The organism is Finegoldia sp. BIOML-A4 (genome assembly GCF_009679635.1).
Classification (GTDB): Bacteria; Bacillota; Clostridia; order Tissierellales; family Peptoniphilaceae; genus Finegoldia; species Finegoldia magna.
This window is the reverse complement of sequence record NZ_WKZC01000001.1, coordinates 350,659-376,684: the sequence shown is the minus strand read 5'-3', so window position 1 is coordinate 376,684 and position 26,026 is coordinate 350,659. Positions and strand designations below refer to the sequence as shown.

25 protein-coding genes and 1 other annotated feature are annotated in these 26,026 nt (G+C 30.5%); of the genes, 24 read left to right on the top strand and 1 reads right to left on the bottom strand.

Annotation, left to right across the window (positions count from 1 at the left end):
* Positions 1-90: 90 nt before the first annotated feature.
* Positions 91-762: a class A sortase gene (locus GKG01_RS01760; protein ID WP_094207020.1), complete on the bottom strand. Its 672-nt coding sequence runs from the start codon at positions 760-762 to the stop codon at positions 91-93.
* Between the two features lie 167 nt (positions 763-929).
* Between GKG01_RS01760 and mraZ the strand changes: the two genes are divergently transcribed.
* The 24 genes from mraZ (at position 930) to GKG01_RS01640 (ending at position 26,008) form a co-directional block, all read left to right on the top strand.
* Positions 930-1,361, top strand: coding sequence for a division/cell wall cluster transcriptional repressor MraZ (mraZ, locus tag GKG01_RS01755; protein ID WP_035109458.1), 432 nt, complete (start codon positions 930-932; stop codon positions 1,359-1,361).
* Between the two features lie 7 nt (positions 1,362-1,368).
* Positions 1,369-2,307 carry a 16S rRNA (cytosine(1402)-N(4))-methyltransferase RsmH gene (gene rsmH, locus GKG01_RS01750; RefSeq protein ID WP_154271179.1) on the top strand — a complete coding sequence of 313 codons (939 nt, stop codon included), beginning with the start codon at positions 1,369-1,371 and terminating at the stop codon, positions 2,305-2,307.
* 35 nt (positions 2,308-2,342) lie between these two features.
* Positions 2,343-2,732, top strand: coding sequence for a cell division protein FtsL (locus GKG01_RS01745; protein WP_094207022.1), 390 nt, complete (start codon positions 2,343-2,345; stop codon positions 2,730-2,732).
* Entirely contained in the window at positions 2,732-4,969 is a 2,238-nt protein-coding gene (locus GKG01_RS01740) for a penicillin-binding transpeptidase domain-containing protein (RefSeq protein WP_154271178.1), read from the top strand. The genes GKG01_RS01745 and GKG01_RS01740 overlap by 1 nt, the downstream gene beginning before the upstream one ends.
* A 78-nt stretch (positions 4,970-5,047) precedes the next feature.
* A complete protein-coding gene (mraY, locus tag GKG01_RS01735; RefSeq protein WP_154271177.1) occupies positions 5,048-6,010 on the top strand; it encodes a phospho-N-acetylmuramoyl-pentapeptide-transferase in 963 nt (320 codons plus the stop codon).
* Between the two features lie 7 nt (positions 6,011-6,017).
* Positions 6,018-7,343, top strand: a complete 1,326-nt coding sequence (murD, locus tag GKG01_RS01730) for a UDP-N-acetylmuramoyl-L-alanine--D-glutamate ligase (protein ID WP_154271176.1) — start codon at positions 6,018-6,020, stop codon at positions 7,341-7,343.
* A gap of 4 nt (positions 7,344-7,347) precedes the next feature.
* Positions 7,348-8,457, top strand: a complete 1,110-nt coding sequence (locus tag GKG01_RS01725; RefSeq protein WP_154271175.1) for a putative peptidoglycan glycosyltransferase FtsW — start codon at positions 7,348-7,350, stop codon at positions 8,455-8,457.
* On the top strand, positions 8,454-9,566 hold the full coding sequence (gene murG, locus GKG01_RS01720) for an undecaprenyldiphospho-muramoylpentapeptide beta-N-acetylglucosaminyltransferase (RefSeq protein WP_154271174.1): 1,113 nt from the start codon (positions 8,454-8,456) through the stop codon (positions 9,564-9,566). The genes GKG01_RS01725 and murG overlap by 4 nt, the downstream gene beginning before the upstream one ends.
* A complete protein-coding gene (locus GKG01_RS01715) occupies positions 9,553-10,275 on the top strand; it encodes an FtsQ-type POTRA domain-containing protein (protein ID WP_154271173.1) in 723 nt (240 codons plus the stop codon). The genes murG and GKG01_RS01715 overlap by 14 nt, the downstream gene beginning before the upstream one ends.
* A gap of 330 nt (positions 10,276-10,605) precedes the next feature.
* Entirely contained in the window at positions 10,606-11,688 is a 1,083-nt protein-coding gene (gene ftsZ, locus GKG01_RS01710; RefSeq protein ID WP_094207029.1) for a cell division protein FtsZ, read from the top strand.
* Positions 11,688-12,140: a transcriptional regulator NrdR gene (gene nrdR / locus GKG01_RS01705; protein WP_002836229.1), complete on the top strand. Its 453-nt coding sequence runs from the start codon at positions 11,688-11,690 to the stop codon at positions 12,138-12,140. Before ftsZ ends, nrdR begins: the two co-directional genes overlap by 1 nt.
* 93 nt (positions 12,141-12,233) lie before the next feature.
* Positions 12,234-13,529 carry a replication-associated recombination protein A gene (locus tag GKG01_RS01700; RefSeq protein ID WP_094207030.1) on the top strand — a complete coding sequence of 432 codons (1,296 nt, stop codon included), beginning with the start codon at positions 12,234-12,236 and terminating at the stop codon, positions 13,527-13,529.
* Positions 13,526-14,911, top strand: coding sequence for an asparagine--tRNA ligase (gene asnS / locus GKG01_RS01695; RefSeq protein ID WP_154271172.1), 1,386 nt, complete (start codon positions 13,526-13,528; stop codon positions 14,909-14,911). The genes GKG01_RS01700 and asnS overlap by 4 nt, the downstream gene beginning before the upstream one ends.
* 47 nt (positions 14,912-14,958) lie before the next feature.
* Positions 14,959-15,139: a binding site (T-box leader), on the top strand.
* A gap of 37 nt (positions 15,140-15,176) precedes the next feature.
* Positions 15,177-17,585 (top strand): leucine--tRNA ligase, encoded by a 2,409-nt coding sequence (gene leuS, locus GKG01_RS01690; protein ID WP_154271171.1) that lies wholly within the window; start codon positions 15,177-15,179, stop codon positions 17,583-17,585.
* Between the two features lie 106 nt (positions 17,586-17,691).
* Positions 17,692-18,099 (top strand): Rrf2 family transcriptional regulator, encoded by a 408-nt coding sequence (locus tag GKG01_RS01685; RefSeq protein ID WP_154271170.1) that lies wholly within the window; start codon positions 17,692-17,694, stop codon positions 18,097-18,099.
* Positions 18,100-18,101: 2 nt separating this feature from the next.
* Positions 18,102-19,289 (top strand): AI-2E family transporter, encoded by a 1,188-nt coding sequence (locus GKG01_RS01680; protein ID WP_154271169.1) that lies wholly within the window; start codon positions 18,102-18,104, stop codon positions 19,287-19,289.
* 10 nt (positions 19,290-19,299) lie between these two features.
* Entirely contained in the window at positions 19,300-21,921 is a 2,622-nt protein-coding gene (gene alaS / locus GKG01_RS01675) for an alanine--tRNA ligase (RefSeq protein WP_154271168.1), read from the top strand.
* A gap of 12 nt (positions 21,922-21,933) precedes the next feature.
* Positions 21,934-22,200: an IreB family regulatory phosphoprotein gene (locus GKG01_RS01670; protein ID WP_094205556.1), complete on the top strand. Its 267-nt coding sequence runs from the start codon at positions 21,934-21,936 to the stop codon at positions 22,198-22,200.
* Between the two features lie 52 nt (positions 22,201-22,252).
* Positions 22,253-22,666: a Holliday junction resolvase RuvX gene (ruvX, locus tag GKG01_RS01665; protein ID WP_154271167.1), complete on the top strand. Its 414-nt coding sequence runs from the start codon at positions 22,253-22,255 to the stop codon at positions 22,664-22,666.
* A gap of 2 nt (positions 22,667-22,668) precedes the next feature.
* The gene (locus GKG01_RS01660) at positions 22,669-22,911 is read left to right on the top strand and encodes a DUF1292 domain-containing protein (protein ID WP_094203530.1); all 243 of its coding nucleotides are present in this window, start codon (positions 22,669-22,671) and stop codon (positions 22,909-22,911) included.
* Positions 22,911-23,363 (top strand): Fur family transcriptional regulator, encoded by a 453-nt coding sequence (locus tag GKG01_RS01655; RefSeq protein ID WP_094203531.1) that lies wholly within the window; start codon positions 22,911-22,913, stop codon positions 23,361-23,363. The genes GKG01_RS01660 and GKG01_RS01655 overlap by 1 nt, the downstream gene beginning before the upstream one ends.
* A complete protein-coding gene (locus GKG01_RS01650; RefSeq protein ID WP_002836243.1) occupies positions 23,364-25,031 on the top strand; it encodes a ribonuclease J in 1,668 nt (555 codons plus the stop codon).
* A 1-nt stretch (position 25,032) separates the two neighbouring features.
* Positions 25,033-25,371 carry a YlbF family regulator gene (locus GKG01_RS01645; protein WP_094207036.1) on the top strand — a complete coding sequence of 113 codons (339 nt, stop codon included), beginning with the start codon at positions 25,033-25,035 and terminating at the stop codon, positions 25,369-25,371.
* Positions 25,364-26,008 carry an O-methyltransferase gene (locus tag GKG01_RS01640; RefSeq protein ID WP_094207037.1) on the top strand — a complete coding sequence of 215 codons (645 nt, stop codon included), beginning with the start codon at positions 25,364-25,366 and terminating at the stop codon, positions 26,006-26,008. Before GKG01_RS01645 ends, GKG01_RS01640 begins: the two co-directional genes overlap by 8 nt.
* Positions 26,009-26,026 lie beyond the last annotated feature (18 nt).

Sequence of the window (26,026 nt, the reverse complement as noted above, 5' to 3'; positions counted from 1 at the left end):
ATAACAGACTCTCTTTACAGTTGTGAGGAGAGTTTTTTATATGAAGAGACCACAGAAAATTTTGAATTTCATCTGTGGTCAAAATTTACTCTAATTTTGTTTGAAATAATTTTTGTCGTATTTAAATGATCTAACAAGTTTTCCTATTTGGAATACTCTGTTATTAGGATCATTTGGCATATCACATGTCATCAAAGAAAGAATAGGTTTATTATCATATTTTTCAATTCTGTCGTCTTCTAACATATAAAATGCATATGAGTCAGTAACTTTTCTATCTACGATTTCATATTCGTAGATGTTCTTCTTATCGGTAATGTAAACTTTGGTACCTTTAGTTAAATCATACACTTTACTAAATAAAGAGCCATTTCTTTTCATGTAATGACCTGTTAGTGTGTAATTTTTTTCTCCCATTTTTTGGTCTTCTTTCATTGTAGCTGCACCACTTAACAAGTGTTCATCAGTTACTCCACGATGAATAGGTAAACTCAAATTATAATCAGGGATAATAATTTGTCCAATAACATTTTCTCCGCTTATAGCTGTAAAATTAAACAACGATGTAGTTGTGCTAATGGAGTTTACAGCGTCAAAGTCGTTTTTGAATTCCTTTTTATTGTTTTGTTCCATTTCTGTGGATGATATATCTTTACTTATATCATTTTCACTATAATAGTTAGGTATTAATCTTGCTGCAAAATACAAAGCAAATAGTAGAATACCTATCGTCATTAAAAAAATTCCAAATTTCTTTCTCATATTCATCCTCTTTAATTTTTATTACGTAGAGTATTTTAACATATATTGAAATATAAGTAAATATCGATAAGAACGTATATTCAGAACGTATAAAAACATTGAAAGCATCATATATTAAAGATATTATTAATGTAGTGGAATGAAAGTGGAACAAAGTGGAGGGAAAAATGTTTATTAACGAATATTTTCATAATATTGACTCAAAAGGTCGCGTTATTATGCCCTCAAAGTTTAGGGATGAAATAGGAGAAGAATTCTACATTACAAAAGGTATGGATGAATGTCTTTTCGTATATCCTGTATCTGCTTTTATCCAAATGACAGAAAAGCTTAATAAATTGTCATTAACTAGAAGACAAGCAAGAGCGTTTTCAAGAGTGTTTTTTGCTGGTGCTAGTAATCAAGAAATTGATAAACAAGGAAGATTTTTGATTCCACAATCCTTGAGAAACTATGCAGATATCAAAAAAGAAGTTGCTATTATTGGAGTATCCAATCGTATTGAAATATGGGATAAAGAAAAATGGGAACAATATTCTAATGACTCTTCACTAAACTATGACGACTTAGCTGATGATTTAAATGATCTTGATTTGTAGGTGAATTATGGAATTCAAACATGTGCCAATTTTATTAAATGAATGCATCGAAAATTTGAATATTAGAGACGGAAAAGTTTATGTGGATTGCACTGTTGGAGGCGCTGGACATTCCAGAGAAATTGCAAAAAGAATTGGGAATGGTAAGCTAATTTGCTTTGATCAAGATGAAGACGCATTAACAGTAGCAAAAGAACGCTTAAAGGAATATGGAGATAAGGTTATCTTTATAAAGGATAATTTTAAAAATATTAAAAGCGATTTACAAAATATAGGAATTGAAAAAGTTGATGGAATTTTAATGGATATAGGTGTTAGCTCTTATCAAATCGATGAAGATAGTAGAGGTTTTTCTTATATGCATGATGCGGTTTTGGATATGAGAATGGATCAAAATAATCCAGTTACGGCCAAGGATATTGTCAACACTTATTCACAAGAGGATTTGGAAAATATTATTTTCAAATATTCAGAAGAAAAATGGGCGAAAAGAATTGCTCAGTTTATATGCAATGAAAGGGAAATTAAACCTATTAATACTACTTTCGAATTAGTGGAAGTCATCGAAAAAGCGATTCCTAAAAAAGTAAGAATGAATCAAAAAGGCCACAGTGCAAAGAAAACTTTTCAAGCAATTAGGATTGAAGTTAATAAAGAATTAGAAGTTTTAGAACAAGCAGTTGGTGATTGTATAGATTTATTGAATCCTGAAGGTAGAATTTGCATAATAACGTTTCATTCTTTGGAGGATAAAATTTGTAAAGATATTTTCAAGCAAAGACAAAAAGGTTGTATCTGTCCTCCAGAAATTCCGGTATGTGTTTGCAATCATAAGCCTGAAATTAAGATTATTACTAGAAAGCCTATTGAGCCTTCACCAGAAGAATTAAAACAAAATTCTAGGGCTAGAAGTGCAAAATTGAGAGTTGCTGAAAAGATTATTTGATAATTATATGATTTGATTAATAAATGGAGACAAAAATGGGTAATGCACAAAGAAAAATCGAAGTTTTTCCACAGTATGTAGAAAAAAAAGAATTTGAAGTCAAAAAAATTGAACAAACAAAAAAATTAAATAGACCTAGTAGAAAAACAAATCTTTTTTCTACTTTTAATAAAGTAATGATATGCGTGGTTATTTGTTTATCCATTTTGGTGATGAATCGTTATTCTAAGATTCAAAGCATGTCCAGTGAATTAAAAGAAGTAAAAGATCAGGTAATGCTTACAGAAGGCAACCGAGATGTGATAAAATCTCATATAGAAAGTAAATTAACTAGTAAAAATATTGAAGAAATAGCAAAAAATAATTTGGGTATGCAATTTCCTGAAAATGCTCAAATTATGTACTTAAAATTAGAGGAAAAATAATGAGAAGGCGCAATTTAAGCAAAGGAAAAATCAATAAAAATTTCAATAAAAACTACAATTTTCGTATTGTAGTTTTATTTTGTATACTGACAATTATTGTATTATTAATAGTTGGTAAATTGATTTATTTACAATTGACTCCTGCCGGAGATAAATACCGAAAACTATCGGCAAAACAAAGCACCAATACTATTAATATTGATGCTGAAAGAGGGAAAATATTAGATACAAATGGAGAGACATTGGCAGATAACGTCGTATCCAATAATTTGTATGTAAATGCTACTTATTTAAATGATCAATCGAAATCAAACTTAATTGATTCGTTAGGAAAAACTTTAAGTATGAAACCCGAAGAATTAAGAAAAGTTTTAGATAAAAAGAAAACAGTTCTAGTTAAACCATCATTATCAAAAACAGAAATAGAAAACATAAAAAAACTACCTATTAGTAATCAGAAATTTATTAGCATCGTTTCTGAGAAAAAGAGGTATTATCCAAACAAGGAAATGTTAGCTCAAGTTTTAGGATTTACAAATGTAAATAATGATGGAGTTGTTGGGTTGGAGAGCTTTTATAATGCTAAATTAAAAGGAAAACCCGGAAAAAGAATTCTGAACAGTTCAGTTAATAGATCGATTGATTTATCTGATGATAGTTCTGTGATTATTAATCCAGAAAATGGATATGATTTAAAAACAACTATAGATAGTACTATTCAGGGTTTTGTAGAAGATAGTTTAAAAGATATAGAGAATAATTTTAAGCCAAAATCAGCGACGATAATCGTTATGAATCCAAATAATGGGGATGTATTGGGTATGGGATCTTATCCGAATTTTAACCCTAATGATCCTAAAACTCCGCTTTTAAGAGATCAAATAAATGAATTAAATGATTTGAAAAAAGAAAATGATGAAGATAAAATCAGTGAATTTTATTTTAATATGTGGGAAAATAAAGCAACTTCATGGACTTACGAGCCGGGAAGTGTATTTAAAACTATAACTAGTGCGGCTGCAACTGAAGAGCATACAGCAACACAAGAATCACATTATTTTTGTAATGGATTTATCAGGGATATTCCAGGCGTTGTTATAAGATGCGAAAGATATTGGAATCCTCATGGTGACGAAACTTTCCAAGAAGCTTTTAACAATTCTTGCAACATTGCATATGTAAATATTGGTAGAGATTTGGGAAAAGCAAATATTCAAAAATACGTAAATGGATTTGGTTTTAATCAAAAAACAGATATTGATTTACCGGCTGAAGAATTGGGAATAGCTCCGAAAAGTGTGAAAGATATAGATGCAGCAAGACTTGCTACACTTTCTTATGGTCACGGTATTTCGGCAACGCCAATTCGAATGATAACAGCTTTAAACTCAATAGTGAATGGTGGAATGTTGATAGAACCACATGTTGCTAAGGAATTTATTTCAAAGGAGACAAAAAAGATAGAAAAAGTTCAGCCAAAAGTCAAAAGACAAATAATTTCTGCACAATCTTCAAAGCAAATCAATAAAATGTTGCAGGGAGTTGTAGATGATGGAAGTGGTAAAAAAGCTTCAATTCAAGGATTTGGTATAGGTGGTAAAACGGGAACAAGTATAAAAATCGAAGACGGTAAATACACCGACGACAAAACTACTGCTTCATTTTTTGGATCTTTTCCAACAGATCATCCAGAATACACTGTTTTAATCGTAGTAGATGAGCCTCAAAGAAAAAACGGAGGAAGTGCTGTATGTGCACCTTCTGCAGGTAAGATTTTTTCAAGAATTATTGAATATAAGAGAATAAATAAAACTAGACTAGATTCTGACGATTCAGATAAGGTTACTGTTCCAGAATTAGAAGGGCTAACATTGAAGTTAGCTGTTGATAAGTTGAATTCATTGGGCTTAAAGTCTAAGGTTACAAATTCAAATTCGAATTTAAATTCAATTGTAAAATCTCAAGAAACAGCTGCATATTCTAAGGTAAATAAAGGGGATATAATTGAACTTACAACGGGAAGTGTAGAGGACTCAATGATTAGAATTCCTGAAATAGTAGGATTCACAGTTGAAGATGCAGTGGATACTTTAGAAAAATACGGAATTAGAAATATCGAAATAAAAAATGGTAAAAAAGGTAAAGTAGTAAAAACTGATCCTGAAGAAAACAAGTTGATGGATCCAAAATCTTATATTAAAATTTATACTGAACAAGAGAAAAATACTGAAGAATAATTTTTCCGTGTGGTATAATAAATACTTATGAGGTATAAAATTGGACATAATTTGTGTTCATAATTTAAGGAGATAAATATGAATTTTAAAAGTGAAATTTTAATGTCGATGTTATTATCTATCGTAATTTCGTTGATATTAGGAAAGTTTATAATCAGGATTTTAAGACAAAAACATATTGGTCAAGAAATCAGAGATGACGGCCCCAAATCACACTATTCAAAAGCGGGAACACCAACTATGGGAGGTATTATATTTATAATATCTACATTGATTACTGTTATTGTATTTAGATTATTTAATAGTGAAGTTTTGTTGGCGATTTATGGAATGCTTGCATTTGGAGCGATAGGTTTTATAGATGACTTCATGAAATTAGTAATGAAACGTTCATTGGGATTAAACGAAAAACAAAAACTTGTGTTACAACTTTTGTTTTCCATCATAGCTTGTTTTTTGATTAAACAAGTAAATCCAAATTTTACAAAACAAGTTATTCCTTTCTTCCATAAAACAGTAGATTTTGGAATAATAACTTATCCATTCTTGATTTTCGTAATGATGGGAACATCTAATGCTACTAATCTTACTGATGGATTAGATGGACTTGCAACTTCTGTATCAATTCCTGTGTTCATTGCTACAAGTATTATTTTATATAACTTAAATTCAACAGCTAGTATATTCAGTATTATATTTGCAGGTAGCCTTTTGGGATTTTTGGTGTACAATTCAAATCCGGCCAAAGTTTTTATGGGTGATACAGGTTCGATGGCTATAGGTGGCGCTTTAGTTATGATTATGGCTATGTATGGCTTGAGTTTGTACTTGATCATTTTAGGATTTGTGTACATGATTGAAGTATTATCTGTAATAATTCAAATGACTAGCTACAAATTGAGAAACAAAAAAAGAGTATTTTTGATGAGCCCTATTCATCATCATTATGAATTAAAAGGCTACAAAGAACAAAAAATAGTATCAACTTTTATGGTTGTATCAGTAATTACAAGTTTAATTACACTAATAGATATATTGTAGGTGAATTATGGAAAAAATATTAGTATTTGGATTAGCCAGAACAGGAATATCAGCTCTAAAAACATTAAAATTAAAAGGATATGATTTGGGAGCTATCGATGATAATATTGACGAAGAAAAAACAAAAATATTAAAGGAATTAGACGTTCAAATAGAATCTATAGATACCATTGATAAATACGATACTATTTTAAAAAGTCCGGGCATTAGAATGGATAATCCAGTGATATTAAAGGCTAATAAATTAAATATCGAAGTTGTTAGTGATTTGGAATTGGCACAAAGAATTTTTGAAGATATTAAAATTGTAGCAATTACTGGAACGAATGGAAAAACAACTACAACTTCTTTGATGACTAAAATGTTGAATGATTCAGGAAGAAAAGCTATCTCAATAGGAAATATTGGTGTTGGAATGTTATGGGAAATTTATAACAGCGACAAAGACACATATTTTGTTATTGAATGTTCAAGCTTCCAACTAGAAAGTACGAAAAACTTTAAACCACAATATTCTTGCATAATCAATATTACTCCAGATCATATTGATTGGCACGGAAGTATGCAAAATTATGTAAACGCTAAAAAAAATGTATTAAAGAATCAAGACCATAATTGTTACACGGTACTTAATGTTGATGATGAATACTACGAAGAATGCAAAAATTTTACAAAATCAAATGTATATGATGTGTCTACTTCAAACGATGTGAAAAAAGGTTCATTCATCAAAGACGATTCAATATATTTTTCTGATTCAGATTGCAACAAAATAATTGACTTAAAAGATGTTAAATTAATAGGCTATCATAATTATCAAAATGTTCTATTCTGCGTTACTTTAGCAAAGTTGATAGGTATTAATGATGATAGTATCAGAAAAACTTTAATGAGTTTTTCTGGTGTAGAACATAGGCTAGAATTTGTAAGAGAATTATCGGGAGTAAAATACTACAACGATTCTAAGGGAACCAATGTTGATGCAAGTGTTAAAGCAATAGAATCTTTTGATAAGAATGTTATTATATTAGCTGGTGGATACGACAAAAAAGTAAGCTTGGATAATTTTTTCATAGCTGGTAAGAACAAGTTTAAAGCATTAATTTTAATGGGGCAAACTAGAGAGTTGTTCGAAAAAAAAGCAAAAGAATATGGATTTGAAAATATATTTTTAGTAGATGATATGAAACAAGCGGTTATTCAAGCTAATAAAATATCTGAAAGTGGAGACGTGGTGCTACTTTCTCCAGCTAGTGCAAGTTGGGGAATGTACAATAACTATGAAGAAAGAGGAAATGAATTTAAAGAATTAGTAAAAAATTTGCGAGGATAGAAGCATGAAACTTTCAAAAGATGGGAAAGGTATCTTGTATATAACAATTTTCCTGACAATTTTTGGAATAATTATGGTACTAAGTTCAAGTTGGCCAACGGCAGTTAGTGAACATAGAGCTTGGTATTATTATGGACTAAGACAAGGAATTTTTGCATTGCTTGGTTTTATTTTCATGAAATTTACAAGTGTATTTAATAATGAGAATTACAAAAAAAATGCATTGTGGATATTTGCTTTTGCAATTTTATTGTGTATGCTTGTTTTTACACCGTTGGGAAAAGAAATAAATTACGCAAAACGTTGGATCAAGATTAAATCATTTAGCTTTATGCCATCGGATATTCTTAAATTTGCATCGATTAACTTAGCAGCAGCTATTGTATCACAAAATATCAATAAAATTAAAACCTTCAAAGAAGGGTTTTTGAGAATGATTATATTAGTTGCGATATCAGGAGGTGTTGTATTTATCCAGCCTGATTTATCAACAGCAATAGTAATTATAGGAAGTGTTTTTTGCGTATTTATGGTAAGTGGTTTAAATATTAGATACATTATATCTACATTTATAACTGCACTTGTATTTGGATACATAGCTATATTTAAAGTAAAAATAGGTTACAGTAGAATTGACAGGATTATAGCTTTTATTGATCCACTGGGGAATTTAGAAGATGAGGGATGGCAATTATCCCAATCGTTGGCAGCAGTGTCTAATGGTAGTTTTCTTGGCAGTGGATTAGGTATGAGTAAACAGAAATTTTTGTATTTATCCCAAGCTCATAATGACTTTATTTTTGCGATTATTTGTGAAGAATTTGGGTTTTTAGGAGCTTTGGTTTTAATTATTGCTTATTTTGCCTTCTTAGTTTTTGGAATCAGAATTGCGATGAAAACAAAATATATTTATTCAAGATTATTGGTTTCTGGAATACTTTTCGTAATCGGGATACAAGCGTATGTTAATATGACGGTGGTTACGGGATTAATTCCTCCAACAGGATTGACATTACCATTTATATCGTATGGTGGAACGTCTTTGATGATTATGTTGGCATTAGTAGGGATAATTTTAAATGTAGACAGAAACAATGAAGAGGAGAGACAATGAATATAATAGTATCTGGCGGCGGAACAGGTGGACATATATATCCAGCCATTTCATTAATTGAAGAATTAAAAAAAAGAGATAAAAATAATAAAATACTTTATGTAGGAACCGAAAAAGGATTGGAAAGTAGTATTGTTCCGAAATTGGGAATAGATTTTAAAACTATACATGTTAGAGGAATCCCTAGAAAAATAAATGCGAATTCTTTTAAAGCTTTGAAAGAATTATTCAAAGGATTAAAAGAAGCAAACAAAATTCTTAAAGATTTTAAACCAGATCTTGTTATTGGAACTGGTGGATATGTGAGTGGACCTATATTATACAAAGCCACTAAAACTAAAGCAAAGGTAGCTTTTCACGAACAAAATAGTTTTCCGGGAGTTACTAATAGGATATTATCAAGATATGTTGATAGATATTTTGTCACATTTGAAGAATCTATTAAATACTTCAAAAATCAAGAAAAAGCCGTAGTAACTGGTAATCCAATTAGGAACAGATTTACTGATATTGGAAAAAACAAAGATGTAGCAATTGAACAATACAAAATATCAGAAAACAAAAAAGTTGTATTCATATTTGGCGGATCAAATGGTTCTGAAATATTAAACAAAGCAACACTTGATATGGTTGATAAAATATCTAATCAAGATGTATTTGAGGTAATTTTAGCTACAGGTAAATTAAATTACGATGAGTTTATACAAAAATCAGGAAATGACATTAGAAATTTACACATCTATCCATATATAGATGACATAGATAAAGCTTATTCTGTGTCTGATTTGATCGTTACAAGTAGTGGGGCTATAACACTAGCTGAACTATCCTTCTTGGGGAAAGCGTCAATACTTGTTCCAAAAGCATATACAACAGAAAATCATCAAGAACACAACGCAAGAGCATTTGAAAAAATAGGAGCAAGTAAGGTTATATTGGAAAAAGACGTGAATGCTAATACCCTATTTGACCAAATAAATGAAATACTAAGTGATGATAAATTGTTACAAGAACTTTCAGAAAACTCGAAGAAAATGTCTTATCCAACTGCTTGTAAAGATATTGTAGATGAACTTTACAGATTGGTAGAACAAGATGAGAAAGCATAGAGTAGTAATTATTGTAGCAATATCGCTATTGATTGGACTCATAGCGTATTTATGTGCTACACTTGACTATTTTTCAATAAAAAAAATCACAGTTAAAAACAATAAAATAGTAAAAATATCTGAAATAAAAGATTATGCTAATTACTCATTAGGCGAAAATATTTTTAGATTTAATAAGAAAAAATTACAGGAAAAGATTAATAAAGATATTTATATTAGAAATGCAAATATCAAGAAGATTTATCCAAATACTATTGAAATAACAGTGGAAGAGGCAAATGATATTTGTTATTTTGAAGTTGGAAAAGATAAAATTTTCGTAGATTCAGATTTTAAAATTGCAAAGAACAAGGATAGAATAGACTATTCAAAAATTGTTAAAATTGTTGGAGCAAATGAAAATCTGTTAAAAATTAGTAATTTAAAATCAGACGAAAAATTTTATGAGTTTTTGTATAATCTTTATTCACACAAAATTTTAGAACAATTAACTGAAATTAACGTCGTAAATTCAAACGATGTAACCATGGTTACAAAAAACGAAATAAAAGTGTTTTTTGGAGATTTAAATGACTCAGAGAAGAAATCAAATAATATTTTGAAGATTTTAAAAGAAATTAGTACTAAAAGTATAAACACAAAAATACTAGATACTAAAGATCCTCAAAAACCATTTTTGATAAAAGAAAATCCAGAACAAACTGAGTAATTACAGTTTTGGAGTTTGCCTTGAAAAAAGATTTTATAAGATGCATAAAAAATATGGTGTATTTATAATACATTGGTGTATTATTAGTTTTATGATTTTAAAATTATATCAAACTCAAAGAAAGAGCAACAAACTTCAAAAATGTTAGAGATACAAATCAACATAGCTAAATATAGCTGAAAATAATTAAATATAATAAAGATTAAACTACAGGTACAAAACAAATGAGAAGTGAAAAACGCTAAATGTCATTAAAAATATTGTTGAACTTGTAGTATAATTAAGTTAAAGAGATTAAAAGGAATTTTAATTACAAATTAGGAGGATGTTATGACTTTTGATATGGAACTAGAAGATAATGATTTAGCCAAAATCAAAGTAATTGGTGTTGGTGGCGGCGGAAATAATGCCGTAAAGAGAATGAAAGAAGAAGGTTTGCAAGGTGTAGAATTTGTTGCAGTTAATACTGACAAACAAATTTTAAATAATTTAGATATTAATACTAAATTGCAAATCGGAAGCAAGATTACAAAGGGTTTGGGAGCCGGAGCTAATCCTGCAGTTGGTATGAAAGCTGCTGAAGAAAGTAGAAACGAAATCGAAGAAGCACTTGACAAAACAGACATGGTATTTGTAACTGCTGGTATGGGTGGTGGAACTGGTACTGGTGCTGCACCAATAGTTGCTCAAATTGCAAAAGAAAAAGGAATACTTACAGTTGGTGTTGTAACAAAACCATTTACATTCGAAGGAAGAAAAAGACAAATGCAAGCTGAACAAGGTATCGAAGCTTTGAAGGGAAAAGTTGATACTTTGGTAATTATTCCTAACGATAAATTGTTACAAATTTCCGATAAGAGAACTACAATGTCTGAAGCTTTCATGATGGCTGACGAAGTTCTAATGGATGGTATTCAAGGTATCTCTGATTTAATCGCTGTACCTAACTTAATCAACTTAGACTTTGCAGATGTTAGATCAATTATGTTAAACCAAGGTATTGCTCATATGGGTATTGGTAAAGCAAACGGAGATAATAGAGCAATGGAAGCTGCTAAACTTGCAGTTAAATCTCCTTTATTAGAAACATCAATTGGTGGAGCAAAAGCTGTGTTAATTAACGTTACTGGAAAAGAATTAGGATTATTCGAAGTTAATGAAGCTGCAGAATTAATTAGAGAAGAAGTAGATCCAGATGCTAATATTATATTTGGTGCTGGTATCGATGATTCACTAGGAGATGACATCAAGATTACTGTTATTGCAACAGGATTTGATTCTGACAATCCAATGGCTAACAAATTAAAATCAAACAAAAAATCTGATTCAGTTTCTCAAAAATCAGAAGAAACTTCTGAAAAAGATCACGACGATATAGAAATACCTTCATTCTTGAAGAGAAGAGGATTCTAATGAAATGTCCGTTCTGTAATGCATCTGATACAAAAGTTGTAGATACTAGAGCATCGGAAGATGATAAGATAGTTAGACGAAGGAGAGAATGTATTTCTTGTCACAAAAGATTTACCACTTATGAAAGATATGATTTTAATAACCTTACAGTGGTAAAAAAAGATAAAAACAGAGAAGCTTTTGATAGGGATAAAGTGTATCGTGGAATGAAAAAGTCTTGTGAAAAAAGACCCGTTCCAGATTCAGTGTTGCTTGAGGCTACTAAAGAGATAGAAGTTGAATTAACACATAGCAATAAAAGGGAGGTAGATTCATCTGAAATAGGTGAATTAATAATGAAAAAGCTTAAGAAGATTGACAAGGTGGCATATATTCGTTTTGCTTCTGTGTATAGAGAATTTACAGATGTTAAATCTTTTAACGAGGAAATATCAAAATTAGATAATGAATAAGGTCGGGTGATTATCCGACCTTTAATTTTTATTTAACGATATTTAGTTTTTGTGGTAAGATATAAATAAAATAAATGTTAAAGGGGAAATATTTTGGATTTATTTGAATATAATTTACAATTACAAAAAGAAAATAGTTCGCCGTTAGCAAATAGACTCAGACCTAAAAGTTTGGATAAATATTTTGGGCAATCCCATGTGGTTGGAGAAGGAAAGCTTTTGAATAGGTTGATAAAGGCTGATAAAATTCCTTCCATGATTTTTTATGGGCCTCCCGGAACTGGAAAAACAACCTTGGCAGAAATAATTTCGAACCAAACTAATTCGTTGTTCGAAAGATTATCTGCTATTTCTAGTGGAGTTAAAGATATTAGAGAAGTCATTTCAACAGCTAAAAATAATTTGAGTATGTATAATAAAAAAACCGTTTTGTTTATAGACGAAATTCACAGATTTAATAAATCGCAACAAGATGCATTGCTTGGATATGTTGAAGACGGTACAATTACACTGATAGGCGCTACTACAGAAAATCCATTCTTTGAAGTTAACAAGGCTCTTTTATCTAGATGTCAAATTATCGAGTTGAAACCGTTGACTGATACAGATATTAGAAATATCATAGAAAATGCGCTTACAGAAGATAAAAAGCTTAGAGAAATGAACATTCAATTTGATGAAAAAGCAATTGATGTTCTTGTCAATTCTGCAAATGGAGATGCAAGAAGTGCCTTGAATGCTTTGGAAATTGCAGTCGAAAGCTCAGATTTAGTTAATGGATGTTTAATCATAGATGAAGATGCGATAAAAAATTCGGTATTTAAACCTGTGTTGAAATATGACAAAGAAGAAGATCACTATAATGTTATATCGGCATTCATTAAATCTATGAGAGGTTCTGATATTGACGCAGCTTTGTATTACTTAGCAAGAATGATTGAAAGTGGAGAAGATCCTAAATTTATTGCTAGAAGAATGGTGATTTTTGCATCAGAAGATATTGGACTAGCAAATCCAGAAGCTTTGACTGTCGCTATTAATGTGTTCAATGCAGTTAATTTAATAGGGTTACCAGAATGTAGGATAAATTTATCGAATGGTGTAATTTATCTTGCATCTAGTGAGAAATCTAATACGTCTTATGTCGCAATTGACAAGGCTTTGGAAGATATTCGACAAAATAAGATTTACGATGTTCCTAGTCATTTAAAAGATGCGCACTATAGTGGAGCAAAATCATTGGACAGAGGGATTGGATACAAATATCCACATAATGATGATTCGTATCAACAATATTTACCAGACGAATTAAAAAATCAAAAATATTACGATCCAAAAGATATTGGACATGAAAGCAAAATATATAAAAAAACGAGGAGTAAAGAATGATATTAATTAAAGATTTGATTAAAGATTACGAAAAGTATTCTGACAAAGAAGTTGAAGTTGGAGGTTGGACTAAAAACTCAAGATTCAGTAAGAATGTTGGTTTTATTGAACTAAACGATGGAACTTTCTTCAATCCAGTTCAAATAGTAGTAGGAAAAGATAATGAAGATTTTGAAAAGTGTGAAAAGTTAAAATTAAGCTCAGCAATTATTGTTATTGGTAAATTAGTTTTGACTCCAAATTCTAAACAACCTTTTGAAATTCAAGCAGAAAAAATTATAGTTGAAGGGGAATCTACAGATGATTATCCACTTCAAAAGAAGAGACATACTTTTGAATTTTTGAGAACAATATTACATTTAAGACCAAGAACAAATACATTTAATGCTGTATTTAGAGTTAGAAGTAGATTAGCATTTGCTATTCATAAATTCTTTAATGAAAGAGGATTTGTATATGTTCATACTCCAATAATAACCGGTAGTGATGCTGAAGGCGCTGGAGAAATGTTCAGAGTTACAACATTAGATTTGGATAATATCCCAAAAGATGACGATGGAAATGTTGATTTTTCACAAGATTTCTTCTCAAAATCTACTAACTTAACTGTAAGTGGTCAATTACAAGCAGAAGCTTACGCATTAGCATTTAGAAATGTGTATACATTTGGACCAACTTTCAGAAGTGAACACTCTAATACTCCTAGACATGCTGCAGAGTTCTGGATGATGGAACCTGAAATATGTTTTGCTGATTTGGATGATGTATGCAATTTGGCTGAAGATATGGTTAGATATATCATAAAAGATGTTATGGAAAATTGTGAAGAAGAAATAAAATTCTTCAACAGTTTTGTAGACAAGAACTTAATTGAAAGATTAACAAAAGTTGCCAATAAATCATTCAAAAAATTAACTTATACTGAAGCTGTTGAAATTTTACAAAAATCAGGAGAAAAATTTGAATATCCTGTTGAATGGGGAATGGATTTACAAACAGAACACGAAAAATATTTGAGTGAAAAAGTTGTTGACGGGCCGGTATTTGTTACTGATTATCCAAAAGAAATCAAGGCATTCTACATGAGACTTAACGACGACAACAAAACAGTTGCAGCAACAGACCTTTTAGTTCCAGGAATTGGTGAATTAATTGGTGGAAGCCAAAGGGAAGAAAGATACGAATTGTTAGATAAGAAAATGGATGAATTAGGATTCAACAAAGAAGAATACAAATGGTATCTTGATTTAAGAAAATACGGTGGAGTTAAGCACGGTGGATTTGGATTAGGTTTCGAAAGAATGGTAATGTATATGACAGGAATGTCAAACATAAGAGATGTCATTCCATTCCCAAGAACTGTTGGACATTGTGAATACTAATATTGAATTTAATTCTGTGATGTGATATCATAGTAATAAGTTTTTATAATAATATTTGAATAAAAGTAGTAAATAATTAAAAATTTTCAGAGAATTGATGGTTGGTGTGAATCAATATTTGAGATTATTGAACTTGTTTATTAATAGAATATTCGTATATCTGCGTTAAAGATTTGAGTGGGATTAACCAATAAGAGTGGTACCGCGGAATTTTATTTCGTCTCTTCTATGTAAGAGGCGAATTTTTTATTATTTGGAGGTAAAAATGGATAGATATAATCCGAATTCAATTGAGAAAAAGTGGCAAAAATTTTGGGAAGAAAACAAAACTTTCAAGACTTCTGATGACAAGTCAAAAGAAAAATTCTACGCATTGGTAGAGTTTCCTTATCCTTCTGGACAAGGACTACACGTAGGTCATCCAAGACCATACACTGCATTGGACATCGTTTCAAGAAAAAGAAGAATGCAAGGATATAATGTTTTGTATCCAATGGGTTGGGATGCATTTGGACTTCCTACAGAAAACTTTGCTATTAAAAATAAAATAAGACCAGAAATTGTTACTGAAAACAACATCAAAAACTTCAAAAGACAAATGCAATCAATAGGTTTTTCTTTTGATTGGGACAGAGAAATAAATACAACAGACCCAGACTACTATAAATGGACTCAATGGATTTTCATCCAAATGTTTAAAAAAGGACTTGCTTACAAAAAGGAAATGCCAATTAACTGGTGTCCTTCATGTAAAACAGGACTTGCAAATGAAGAAGTAATTAACGGTCACTGCGAAAGATGTGGCGGTGAAGTAATCAGAAAAGTTAAGAATCAATGGATGCTTAAGATTACTGAATACGCTGATAGACTTATAGATGATTTAAAAGATGTCGATTATTTGGATAGAATAAAATCGCAACAAATCAACTGGATTGGAAGATCATACGGTGCAGAAATTAATTTTTCAATAAAAGAAGTTGACGAAAAAATTACTGTTTTTACAACAAGAGCAGATACTATATTTGGTGCAACTTATATGGTTATTTCAGTTGATCATCCTTTGATTGAAAAATATAGTGATAGAATTAAAAACATCGAAGAAATCAGAAGTTACAGACAAGAAGTTGCTAAGAAATCCGAATTGGAAAGAACAGATTTATCTAAAGAAAAAACAGGATACAAAATTGATGGATTAACAGCGATTAATCCTTTGACTAACAAAGAAATTCCTGTTTATGTATCAGATTATGTATTGATGACTTATGGAACAGGTGCTATTATGGCAGTTCCTGCTCACGATGACAGAGACTACGAATTTGCTAAAAAATTCAACATTGAAATGATTCCTGTAATTGAAGGATCCAACATAGAAAATTCTGCATTCACTGAAACTAATGAAGGAAATCTTATTAATTCTGAGTTTTTAAATGGTTTGAGTGTAGACGAAGCAAAACAAAAAATGTATGAATACATTGAAGAAAAAGAAATAGGTCACAAGAAAACAAATTATAAATTAAGAGACTGGGTATTTTCTAGACAAAGATATTGGGGAGAACCAATTCCATTGGTTTACTGTGAACATTGTGGATGGGTTCCATTGGAAGAAAAAGATTTACCACTAGTATTGCCTAAGGTTGATAATTATGAACCTACAGATAATGGAGAATCACCACTATCTAATATAGATGAATTTGTTCATACAAAATGTCCAAAATGCGGTAGAGATGCTGTCAGAGAAACTGATACTATGCCACAATGGGCAGGATCTTCTTGGTATTATTTGAGATATACTGATCCACACAACGACGAAGCGATAGCAAGTAAAGAAAACTTGGACTATTATGTTCCAGTTGACTGGTATAACGGTGGAATGGAACACACTACACTTCACTTATTGTATTCAAGATTTTGGCACAAATTCTTGTATGATATTGGAGTAGTTCCTACAAAAGAACCATATATGAAGAGAACTAGCCATGGAATGATTTTAGGCGACAACAATGAAAAAATGAGTAAGTCTCGTGGTAATGTTGTAAATCCGGATGATATCGTCAGAGATTTTGGTGCAGATACTTTGAGATGCTATGAAATGTTCATTGGAGATTTTGAAAAATCAGCTCCTTGGTCTGAAAATGGTGTTAAAGGTTGCAGAAAATTCTTGGATAAAGTTTGGAGAACGCAAGAATTAGTTGATGGAGATTCTAATTTTGAAAAAATGGAAACTTTGGTTCATCAAACTATTAAAAAAGTTTCAGAAGATTATGAAAACTTGAAATTTAATACAGCAATCGCTCAACTTATGACATTATTGAATGAATTCAACAACTTAGATAAAATTTCCGAAGAACAATTCAAGATATTCTTGATATTATTAAATCCAGTTTGTCCTCATATCACAGAAGAAATTTGGCAAAGAATGGGATATGAAGGATATGTTCACGAAGCTAGTTGGCCAGAATATGACGAATCGAAAACTATTTTGGATGTAATAGAGCTTCCTATCCAAGTAAATGGTAAGCTAAGAGCAACTGTAGAGATATCTAGAGATGCTTCTGAAGATGAAGTTTTTGAAAAAGCTATTGCAGATGATGTTGTAGCAAAATATCTTGAAGGCAAAAACGTAGTTAAGAAAATTTATGTAAAAGGTAGAATTTTTAATATAATTGTAAAATAATTTTGGTAATAGTAGATTGAGTTTTCTTAATCTACTATTATTATTGCAATAGGATATTTACACAACTATTTTACTATGATAAAATTTATCATAAATAGGAGGGCTTATGAGATTATCTACGAGAGGAAGATATGGACTTGCGGCTATGATATATTTAGGCAAAAAATATGGAGATAATCCAGTTAGTTTGAATGAAATATCTAAAGCCACAGGACTGAGTAATAATTATTTAGAACAACTTATACGAGAATTGAAAAAACAAGATTTAGTGATTTCAGTTAGAGGTGTACAAGGCGGTTATTTATTGAAAAAATCTCCAAAAGAAATTTCAGTAGCTGAAATTTTGGAGTGTTTAGAAGAATTTTTTGGAGTGACAGAATGTTCTGCAGTTTCCGGACTTTGTTCAAGAGAAGACACTTGTCCATCTAGGCTTATTTGGACTCAAATGCACGATGATATGATTAACAGCATTAAAAACGTGAGTTTGCAAGATTTAATTAGCAAAGAGAAATAGATATGCTTATTAGTTCTGAATTTTTGCGTAACGCTTTAATATTTATAACTATTATTTTCATGGTTTTTGGAACTTATTTTCTAATTACTGTGGGAAATAGTAAAGTAGACGAAAAATACAAAATTGTATTTAATTTTCATAAAATAAAAAAGACTACCATATTAATACTTATATTGCTAGGAATTGCAGCTTTATTTTCAAAATATCCAATCATATATCATACAATTAATACTTTATTGATAGGAATAGTGCTTTCATATATTATAAATCCTTTGGTAAAACATATTGAAAACAAAGGAGTTAAAAGGTCAATAGCTATTTTAATCATTTACGTTATAGTAATCCTTTTGATTATTTTATTGGGGATGATTGTTGTTCCACAAACTATACAACAAATTAAAAAAATGATAATAAGCTTACCTGGCTTTATGTCGGATATATCTGTGAAATTAAATGCTCTTAACAATAAAATATTTAAGGAATATCCGAATGTTAGCAAAATTATGTCCAACGCAATGCAAACAATTAATCAAAAGCTTGGAACTATCCAAACTTCAATATTGGACAAATTATCCCAAACAGGAAATGTTACGGGAAATATATTTAGTAATTTACTTAGAATTGTTTTAGTTCCAGTTGTAAGCTTTTATATGCTTTTAGATAAAGAAAAATGCATTGACTTTATAATGGGATTCATACCAAATGAGAATAAAGATAAATTTTTTAATATATGTTCTGATATGGATAAAGCTTACAGTGAATTTATTCGCGGCAGATTGATTATGGCGATTTTTGTGGGAGTATTGACTGCGATTGCCTTAATCATTATGAAAGTCGATTTTGCAATTATAATTGGAATACTTACTATGGTAGGCGATATTATTCCATATATTGGTCCTTTTATAGCGGTTACTCCAGCTTTTATTTTGGCTTTTTTGGACAGTCCATTAAAAGCAGTAGTTGTAGTAATTGTGTTCGTTTCTATTCAATGGGTTGAAAATAATATTCTAGCTCCTAAATTATTAGGTTCAAAAATTGGAATTAATCCATTGTTAGTAATTGTTAGTTTGATTATAGGTGGAGGAATGTTTGGAGTTGTAGGTATGATTCTTTCAGTTCCATTCGTTGCTACAGTTAAAATATTATATTTACATTTTAAAGATAAGATTAAAATGTTTTTTAAAAATTAGTGAGGTTATAATGAAAGATTACGGTTTAAATGAAATTAGAAAAAAATTCTTAGATTATTTTGGGGAAAGAGGACATCTTGTTATCAAATCATTTCCTCTTATACCACAAGATGATAAAAGTCTTTTACTTATAAATGCTGGAATGGCACCTTTGAAAAAGTATTTTACAGGTGAGAAAAAATTAAAAAAAGACAGGGCAACATCTTCACAAAGATGTATCAGAACAGCAGATATTGACGAAGTAGGAAAGACTCAAAGACATGGTACATTTTTTGAAATGCTTGGTAATTTCTCTTTTGGAGATTATTTTAAAAAAGAAGCCATTACATGGGCTTGGGACTTTTTAACAAATGAATTAGAAGTTCCAAAAGATATATTGTGGATAACTGTATATGAAGAAGACGAAGAAGCTTATAATATTTGGGTAAATGAAGTAGGAGTAAGTCCAGAAAGAGTTGTTAAATTAGGAAAAGCTGATAACTTCTGGGAATTAGATCAAGGACCTTGTGGACCATGTTCTGAAATTCACGTAGACAGAGGATTTGAATTTGACCCTAGAGAAGATGCAAAACCTGGTGATGAGGGCGAAAGATTCTTGGAAGTATGGAATTTGGTATTCACACAATTTAACAAAACTGCTGACGGAAAATACGAAAGAATTGCTCATCCAAACATAGATACTGGTATGGGTCTTGAAAGAATTACAATGGTTTTGGAAAATGCTGATAATATTTTTGAAATTGGACTTGTAAAAGATATAATCAAAACTATTGAAGAAATTTCAGGCGTAAAATACAAAGAAAATCATCAAAACGACGTTTCAATCAGAATTATTGCTGACCACGTACGTGCCATGACATTTTTAATATATGATGGTGTTATTCCAAGCAATGAGCAAAGAGGATATGTACTAAGAAGACTTATAAGAAGAGCTTGTAGACACGGAAAATTGTTGGGAATAAACGACAGTTTTATAGAAAAAGTTATAGATTCTTGCATTAAAGTTTATGAATCTGGATATCCTGAATTAAAAGAAGAAAGAGATAGAATTGTAAAAATAGCTAATGCTGAAGAAAAGAAATTCCAAGAAACTTTGGATTTAGGTTTGAGTATTTTGGATTCTATGCTAAAAGAAACTGACTCAGATGTGTTCAGTGGAGAAAATGCATTTAAATTATATGACACTTATGGATTCCCTATAGATTTAACTAAGGAATTGGTTGGTGAAGTCAACAAAACTGTAGATGAAGGTGAATTCAAAAAATTAATGGAAGAACAAAAACAAAGAGCTAGAGGATCAAGAAATGAATCTAACATGGGTTGGTCTTCTGACAAAAAATATGGCGAAGGACTTCCTGAAACAAAATTTGATGGATATTATTCTTTAAAAGATGAAAGTGAAGTTATCGAAATCTACGGTGAAAATGATAATAATTTAAATGCTGAAGATATGGGTATAATAGTATTAGACCGTACAACTTTCTATGGAGAAGGTGGAGGTCAAGTAGGTGATAAGGGAATTATCTATAACGGTAATTTCAAAGCTGAAGTTTATGACACGAAAAAAACTGGAAAGAAAGTATTCTTGCATTACGTAAAAGTTATCGAAGGAAGCTTAAATGTAGGCGATAAAGTTACAATCGAAGTGGATGAACTTAATAGAAGAGATATTATGAAAAATCACTCCGCTACACACTTATTGCATCAAGCATTAAAGGATGTTGTAGGAGATCACGTTAATCAAGCAGGTTCTTATGTTGATGGAGAAAGATTAAGATTTGATATTACACATTTTGAAGCAGTTACTAAAGAACAATTAGAAAAAGTTGAACAAATTGTCAATGAAAAAATAGCTTTAGGTATTCCTGTAAAAATTGATGAAATGTCATTAGAACAATCTCAATCAATTGGAGCTAGAGGTCTTTTTGAAGATAAGTATCAAGATGTTGTAAGGGTTGTTCAAATGGGAGATTATTCTAAAGAATTATGTGGAGGAACTCACGTTAAGACAACAAGTGACATTCAAATGTTGAAAATACTTTCTGAATCAAGTGTAGCTGCAGGTGTCAGAAGAATTGAAGCAATTACTGGTCGCGCAGTATACAAATATTTAAAAGATAGAGATAGTTTGATTGATATTGTTAAGCATTCGTTAAAGGCAACTAATGAAGATGAAATCACAAGAAGAATTGAAATGAACACTGAAGAAATTAAAGAATTGAAGAAAAAACTTAAAGATATAACAAATAAGGATTTATCTTCAAATATTGATTCAGTTATTGAGGATGCTGTAGACATTGACGGCACAAAAGTTTGTATATTTGAGTTAAGTGGGTTGGACAATAATTCTTTTAGAGATTTTGGAGAAAATATTAAATCAAAATTAGAAGATGGTGTTGTAATACTAGCTAATTCAGATGAATCAAAAGTATCATTTATAACTTTAGTTACGGACTTAGCAGTTAAGAAAGGTGTATTTGCTGGGGACATTGTAAGAGAAGTTGCCAAAGTATGCGGTGGAAATGGCGGCGGACGTAAAGATTTTGCACAAGCTGGTGCAAAAGATAACTCTAAAGTTGATGAAGCACTACAAAAGGGAATTGAAACAGTAAGATCAAAAATTAATGCTTAAAGGAGGCAAAAAATGGAAGGTAAGGATTTAAACCATACGGTTAGATTTGAAGCATCAAAACTTGAACAGAAATCAATAAAGGAAACTTTGAAGAAAGTTTACCAAGCTTTAGAGGAAAAAGGATATGATCCTAAAAATCAAATTATTGGATATATATTATCAGGTGATCCTACTTACATTACAAGCTTTAATAATGCGAGAAATTTGATTAGACAAATAGATCGAGATGATTTATTGGGAGAAATGTTAGAAGTTTATTTGAACGAAATAGATAAATAAAGGATAATGTAGAGCTGTTACTTGTAACAGCTCTCAAAATATGTAAATAATTATGGAAAGATATATTGGACTTGATGTGGGAGATAGAACTATTGGTATCGCCATAAGTGATCCATTCTTATTGACTGCCCAATCTTTGATGACTATTAATAGAAAAAGCAAGATTGAAGACATAGAAATCATAAATGATATAATTAAAGAAAAGGAAGTCAGTAAAATTATAGTAGGTCTACCTAAAAATATGAATAATACTATTGGCCCTCAAGCAAAAAAAGTTAAAACATTTGTAAAAGAACTAAGAAAACACACTGATCTAGATATTGAATATGTTGACGAGAGACTAACAACTGTTAGTGCTACAAGAGTTCTGATAGAACAAAATGTCTCAAGAAAAAAAAGGAAAGATGTAATTGATAGTGTTGCAGCTACTTATATTCTGCAAACTTATTTGGATATGGGAAGATAATTATGGAAACTATAAAATTATACGATGAAAACAACAATGAAAAAGAATTTAAAATAATCAATACATTTGGTATGGACGATGATAATTATTGCGTATTAGAAGATGTATCAAATGGTGAGAATGTTATTTTGAAATATATTGAAAATGATGAACAAGTTGAATTTATTGGATTAGAAAATGAACAAGAATTAAACGATGCTATCGAAATATACGAAGATCTAATGAATTCACAAAAGGAGCAATAATGAACATAGAAACATTGAAAACTAGGCTAATCAATGCCGGATACAAAGTTACTAAGCAAAGAGAAGTAATTTTTGAAGCATTGTTAGAAAATATGGATTCACACCTATCTCCGGAAGAATTGAACGAAATAGTAAGCAAAAAAGATCCGGAAATTGGTATAGCTACGGTTTATAGAACTTTATTAATTTTTGAAGAACTTAACTTGGTTTACAAGTTAGATTTTGATGATAAAAGATATAGATATGAATTGGTTGATGAGGATGAAGACCACCATCATCACCATATAATATGCACAAATTGTGGTAAAGTTGACGAAGTAAAATACGATTTATTGGAAGATATCGAAAAGCAAATCAGCAAAGATTACAACTTCGATATCCAAAATCACGATTTAAAGTTTTATGGAATATGTTCTGATTGCCAAGAAAAAATTAAAAATGAGGAGAAATAAATGGCAAAAAAGAATATTGATAAATTAAAAGTTATTCCACTAGGAGGACTTAACGAAATAGGAAAGAACATGACAGTAATTGAATACAAAGATGATATTATTGTTGTGGATTGTGGAATGACATTTCCAGATGAAGAAATGTTGGGAGTTGATATAGTAATCCCAGATATTTCTTATCTAGAAAAAAACAAGGAAAAAATCAGAGGCATTGTAATTACTCACGGTCACGAAGATCATATCGGGGCAATTCCTTATGTATTAAAAAAATTAGACGTTCCTGTTTATGGTACAAAACTTACAATGGGACTTTTAGAAAACAAAATATTGGAGCACAAGTTAAGTTTGAAGTCACTTCACACAGTTGATTATAAGAAATCAATAAAACTTGGAGCATTTAGCGTAGAATTTGTAAAAGTATGTCACTCAATTCCTGATGCTGCAAGTTTATCTATAACAACTCCTGTGGGAGTTTTGTTCTTTACTGGTGATTTTAAAATTGACTACACTCCAATTGATAACAATAGAATGGATTTTGGTAGAATTGCTGCCATTGGAAACAAGGGTGTCCTTGCACTTTTTGCTGATAGTACAAATGTTGAAAGACAAGGCTATACTTTAAGCGAAAAAAGCGTTGGAAAAACATTTATAAATTTATTTGATGATGCACCTGCTAGAATAATTGTAGCTACTTTTGCGTCTAATGTTCACAGAATTCAACAAGTTATTTCAGCAGCTGAACATTTCAATAAGAGAGTGGCGCTTTCGGGCAGATCAATGATCAACACTGTTAATGTAGCTCGTGAGTTGGGATACATTAAAGTTAATGAAAAAACTATTATTGATATAAATGATATCAATAGGTACCGTCCAAACGAAATAGTTCTTCTAACAACTGGTTCTCAAGGGGAGCCTATGAGTGCAATGACAAGAATGGCTAATGGAACTCATAGAAAAGTCCATCTGGATCCAACAGATACTGTTATTTTATCTGCAACACCAATTCCAGGAAATGATAATCAAGTTAGCTCAGTTATCAATAAATTAATGGAAATGGGAGTAAAAGTTATTTATTCTTCATTGGCTGATGTGCACGTAAGTGGACACGCTTGTCAAGAAGAATTAAAGTTGATGCATTCGTTAGTTAGACCTAAATTTTTCGTTCCACTTCATGGTGAAATGAGACATTTGAAATGTCATGCGAATTTAGCACTTGATCTTGGAATGAAAGAAAAAGATATAGTTATCGCTGATAATGGTAATACTATAGAATTTACAAGAAAAAGTATTAACCTTGTTGACACTAAATTTGCAAGTAATATTTTAGTAGATGGACTTGGAGTAGGCGATGTAGGAAATGTTGTATTACGAGATAGAAGACATTTATCAGAAGATGGACTAATAGTTGTAGTAATTACTTTAGATGCTAGAAATAAAGAAGTTATAGCTGGTCCTGACATCATTTCAAGAGGATTTGTATATGTTAAAGAAAATAATGATTTAATGGAAGATTGCAAATCTGTTGTCCAAAAAGTCCTAGATGAATGTTATACAAAAAATATATATGACTGGTCTACTCTTAAACACAATATAAGAGAAACACTAAAGAAATTCTTGTATCAAGAAATTAAGAGAAATCCAATGATATTGCCAGTAATAATGGAGGTATAATATGGAATATAAGAAAAAAGCTGAAGAATTAGCACAAATGTTGAACAATTCTCAAGAGTTTCAAGAGCTTAAAAAACTTCATAAAGAAGTTTATAAGAAGAATGAAACTAACAAAAATATGATAGATGATTTTAAAAAGCATCTTTTTGAGTATCAATTAAAAATTCAACAAACAGGAAAAGAAAATCCTGAAGATGTACAAAAACTTCAAAACTTACAAAATATTATCATGACAAATCACGATATAGCAGCTTATTTACAAGCAGATGCAAGATTTTCTATGATTTTGAAAGATGTCTACGATGCATTAGAAGGTGGCATAAAATTAGAAGATGAATAGCATTGTAAATGAACAACTACAAGATTATTTAAGACAACTATCAAAAAGTAACGATGAAACTATTTTAGAACTAGAAGAATTTGCTAAGAACAATCATATACCGATAGTTGAACCAGAAGTTAGACAGCTATTAAAGATGATTTTGCTGATGGAACAACCCAAATCTATTTTAGAAATAGGGACAGCTATTGGTTACAGCTCGATTATTATGAAAAAAACATGTCCTGATGCAAAAATTACTACAGTCGAAAATTATGAAAAAAATGCAAATTTTGCCAGAAAAAACTTCAAAAAGTACGGTTATGATGATATCGAATTGATATTTGGTGACGGATATGAAGTTATGAAAAATATGAATACAAAATTTGATTTGATATTTATCGATGCCGCGAAAGGACAATATATAAAATATTTTGAAGAAGCAGTTCGATTATCTAACAAAAATTCCGTTATTGTATGCGACAATGTTTTGTTCAGAGGGATGGTATGCGAAAAAGAATTCTATGAACACAGACACAGAAAGATAACAATCGTTAAGAGATTAAGAGAATTTTTGGAAATTATTTCTGATAGTTCAAAATATGATACAACTATAATTCCAATTGATGATGGAATGAGCATAACTAAATTAAAATAGCATTAGTCGGGAGTCTAT

What these genes read in the sequence shown, in the direction of transcription:
- GKG01_RS01760 (WP_094207020.1), bottom strand. Translation starts at nt 762, where the DNA reads ATGAGAAAGAAATTTGGAATTTTTTTAATGACGATAGGTATTCTACTA.
- GKG01_RS01670 (WP_094205556.1), top strand. Translation starts at nt 21,934, where the DNA reads ATGGAAGGTAAGGATTTAAACCATACGGTTAGATTTGAAGCATCAAAA.
- alaS (WP_154271168.1), top strand. Translation starts at nt 19,300, where the DNA reads ATGAAAGATTACGGTTTAAATGAAATTAGAAAAAAATTCTTAGATTAT.
- mraY (WP_154271177.1), top strand. Translation starts at nt 5,048, where the DNA reads ATGAATTTTAAAAGTGAAATTTTAATGTCGATGTTATTATCTATCGTA.
- leuS (WP_154271171.1), top strand. Translation starts at nt 15,177, where the DNA reads ATGGATAGATATAATCCGAATTCAATTGAGAAAAAGTGGCAAAAATTT.
- GKG01_RS01685 (WP_154271170.1), top strand. Translation starts at nt 17,692, where the DNA reads ATGAGATTATCTACGAGAGGAAGATATGGACTTGCGGCTATGATATAT.
- rsmH (WP_154271179.1), top strand. Translation starts at nt 1,369, where the DNA reads ATGGAATTCAAACATGTGCCAATTTTATTAAATGAATGCATCGAAAAT.
- ruvX (WP_154271167.1), top strand. Translation starts at nt 22,253, where the DNA reads ATGGAAAGATATATTGGACTTGATGTGGGAGATAGAACTATTGGTATC.
- asnS (WP_154271172.1), top strand. Translation starts at nt 13,526, where the DNA reads ATGATATTAATTAAAGATTTGATTAAAGATTACGAAAAGTATTCTGAC.
- GKG01_RS01640 (WP_094207037.1), top strand. Translation starts at nt 25,364, where the DNA reads ATGAATAGCATTGTAAATGAACAACTACAAGATTATTTAAGACAACTA.
- murD (WP_154271176.1), top strand. Translation starts at nt 6,018, where the DNA reads ATGGAAAAAATATTAGTATTTGGATTAGCCAGAACAGGAATATCAGCT.
- GKG01_RS01680 (WP_154271169.1), top strand. Translation starts at nt 18,102, where the DNA reads ATGCTTATTAGTTCTGAATTTTTGCGTAACGCTTTAATATTTATAACT.
- GKG01_RS01725 (WP_154271175.1), top strand. Translation starts at nt 7,348, where the DNA reads ATGAAACTTTCAAAAGATGGGAAAGGTATCTTGTATATAACAATTTTC.
- mraZ (WP_035109458.1), top strand. Translation starts at nt 930, where the DNA reads ATGTTTATTAACGAATATTTTCATAATATTGACTCAAAAGGTCGCGTT.
- GKG01_RS01660 (WP_094203530.1), top strand. Translation starts at nt 22,669, where the DNA reads ATGGAAACTATAAAATTATACGATGAAAACAACAATGAAAAAGAATTT.
- ftsZ (WP_094207029.1), top strand. Translation starts at nt 10,606, where the DNA reads ATGACTTTTGATATGGAACTAGAAGATAATGATTTAGCCAAAATCAAA.
- GKG01_RS01740 (WP_154271178.1), top strand. Translation starts at nt 2,732, where the DNA reads ATGAGAAGGCGCAATTTAAGCAAAGGAAAAATCAATAAAAATTTCAAT.
- GKG01_RS01745 (WP_094207022.1), top strand. Translation starts at nt 2,343, where the DNA reads ATGGGTAATGCACAAAGAAAAATCGAAGTTTTTCCACAGTATGTAGAA.
- GKG01_RS01655 (WP_094203531.1), top strand. Translation starts at nt 22,911, where the DNA reads ATGAACATAGAAACATTGAAAACTAGGCTAATCAATGCCGGATACAAA.
- GKG01_RS01650 (WP_002836243.1), top strand. Translation starts at nt 23,364, where the DNA reads ATGGCAAAAAAGAATATTGATAAATTAAAAGTTATTCCACTAGGAGGA.
- nrdR (WP_002836229.1), top strand. Translation starts at nt 11,688, where the DNA reads ATGAAATGTCCGTTCTGTAATGCATCTGATACAAAAGTTGTAGATACT.
- GKG01_RS01715 (WP_154271173.1), top strand. Translation starts at nt 9,553, where the DNA reads ATGAGAAAGCATAGAGTAGTAATTATTGTAGCAATATCGCTATTGATT.
- GKG01_RS01645 (WP_094207036.1), top strand. Translation starts at nt 25,033, where the DNA reads ATGGAATATAAGAAAAAAGCTGAAGAATTAGCACAAATGTTGAACAAT.
- murG (WP_154271174.1), top strand. Translation starts at nt 8,454, where the DNA reads ATGAATATAATAGTATCTGGCGGCGGAACAGGTGGACATATATATCCA.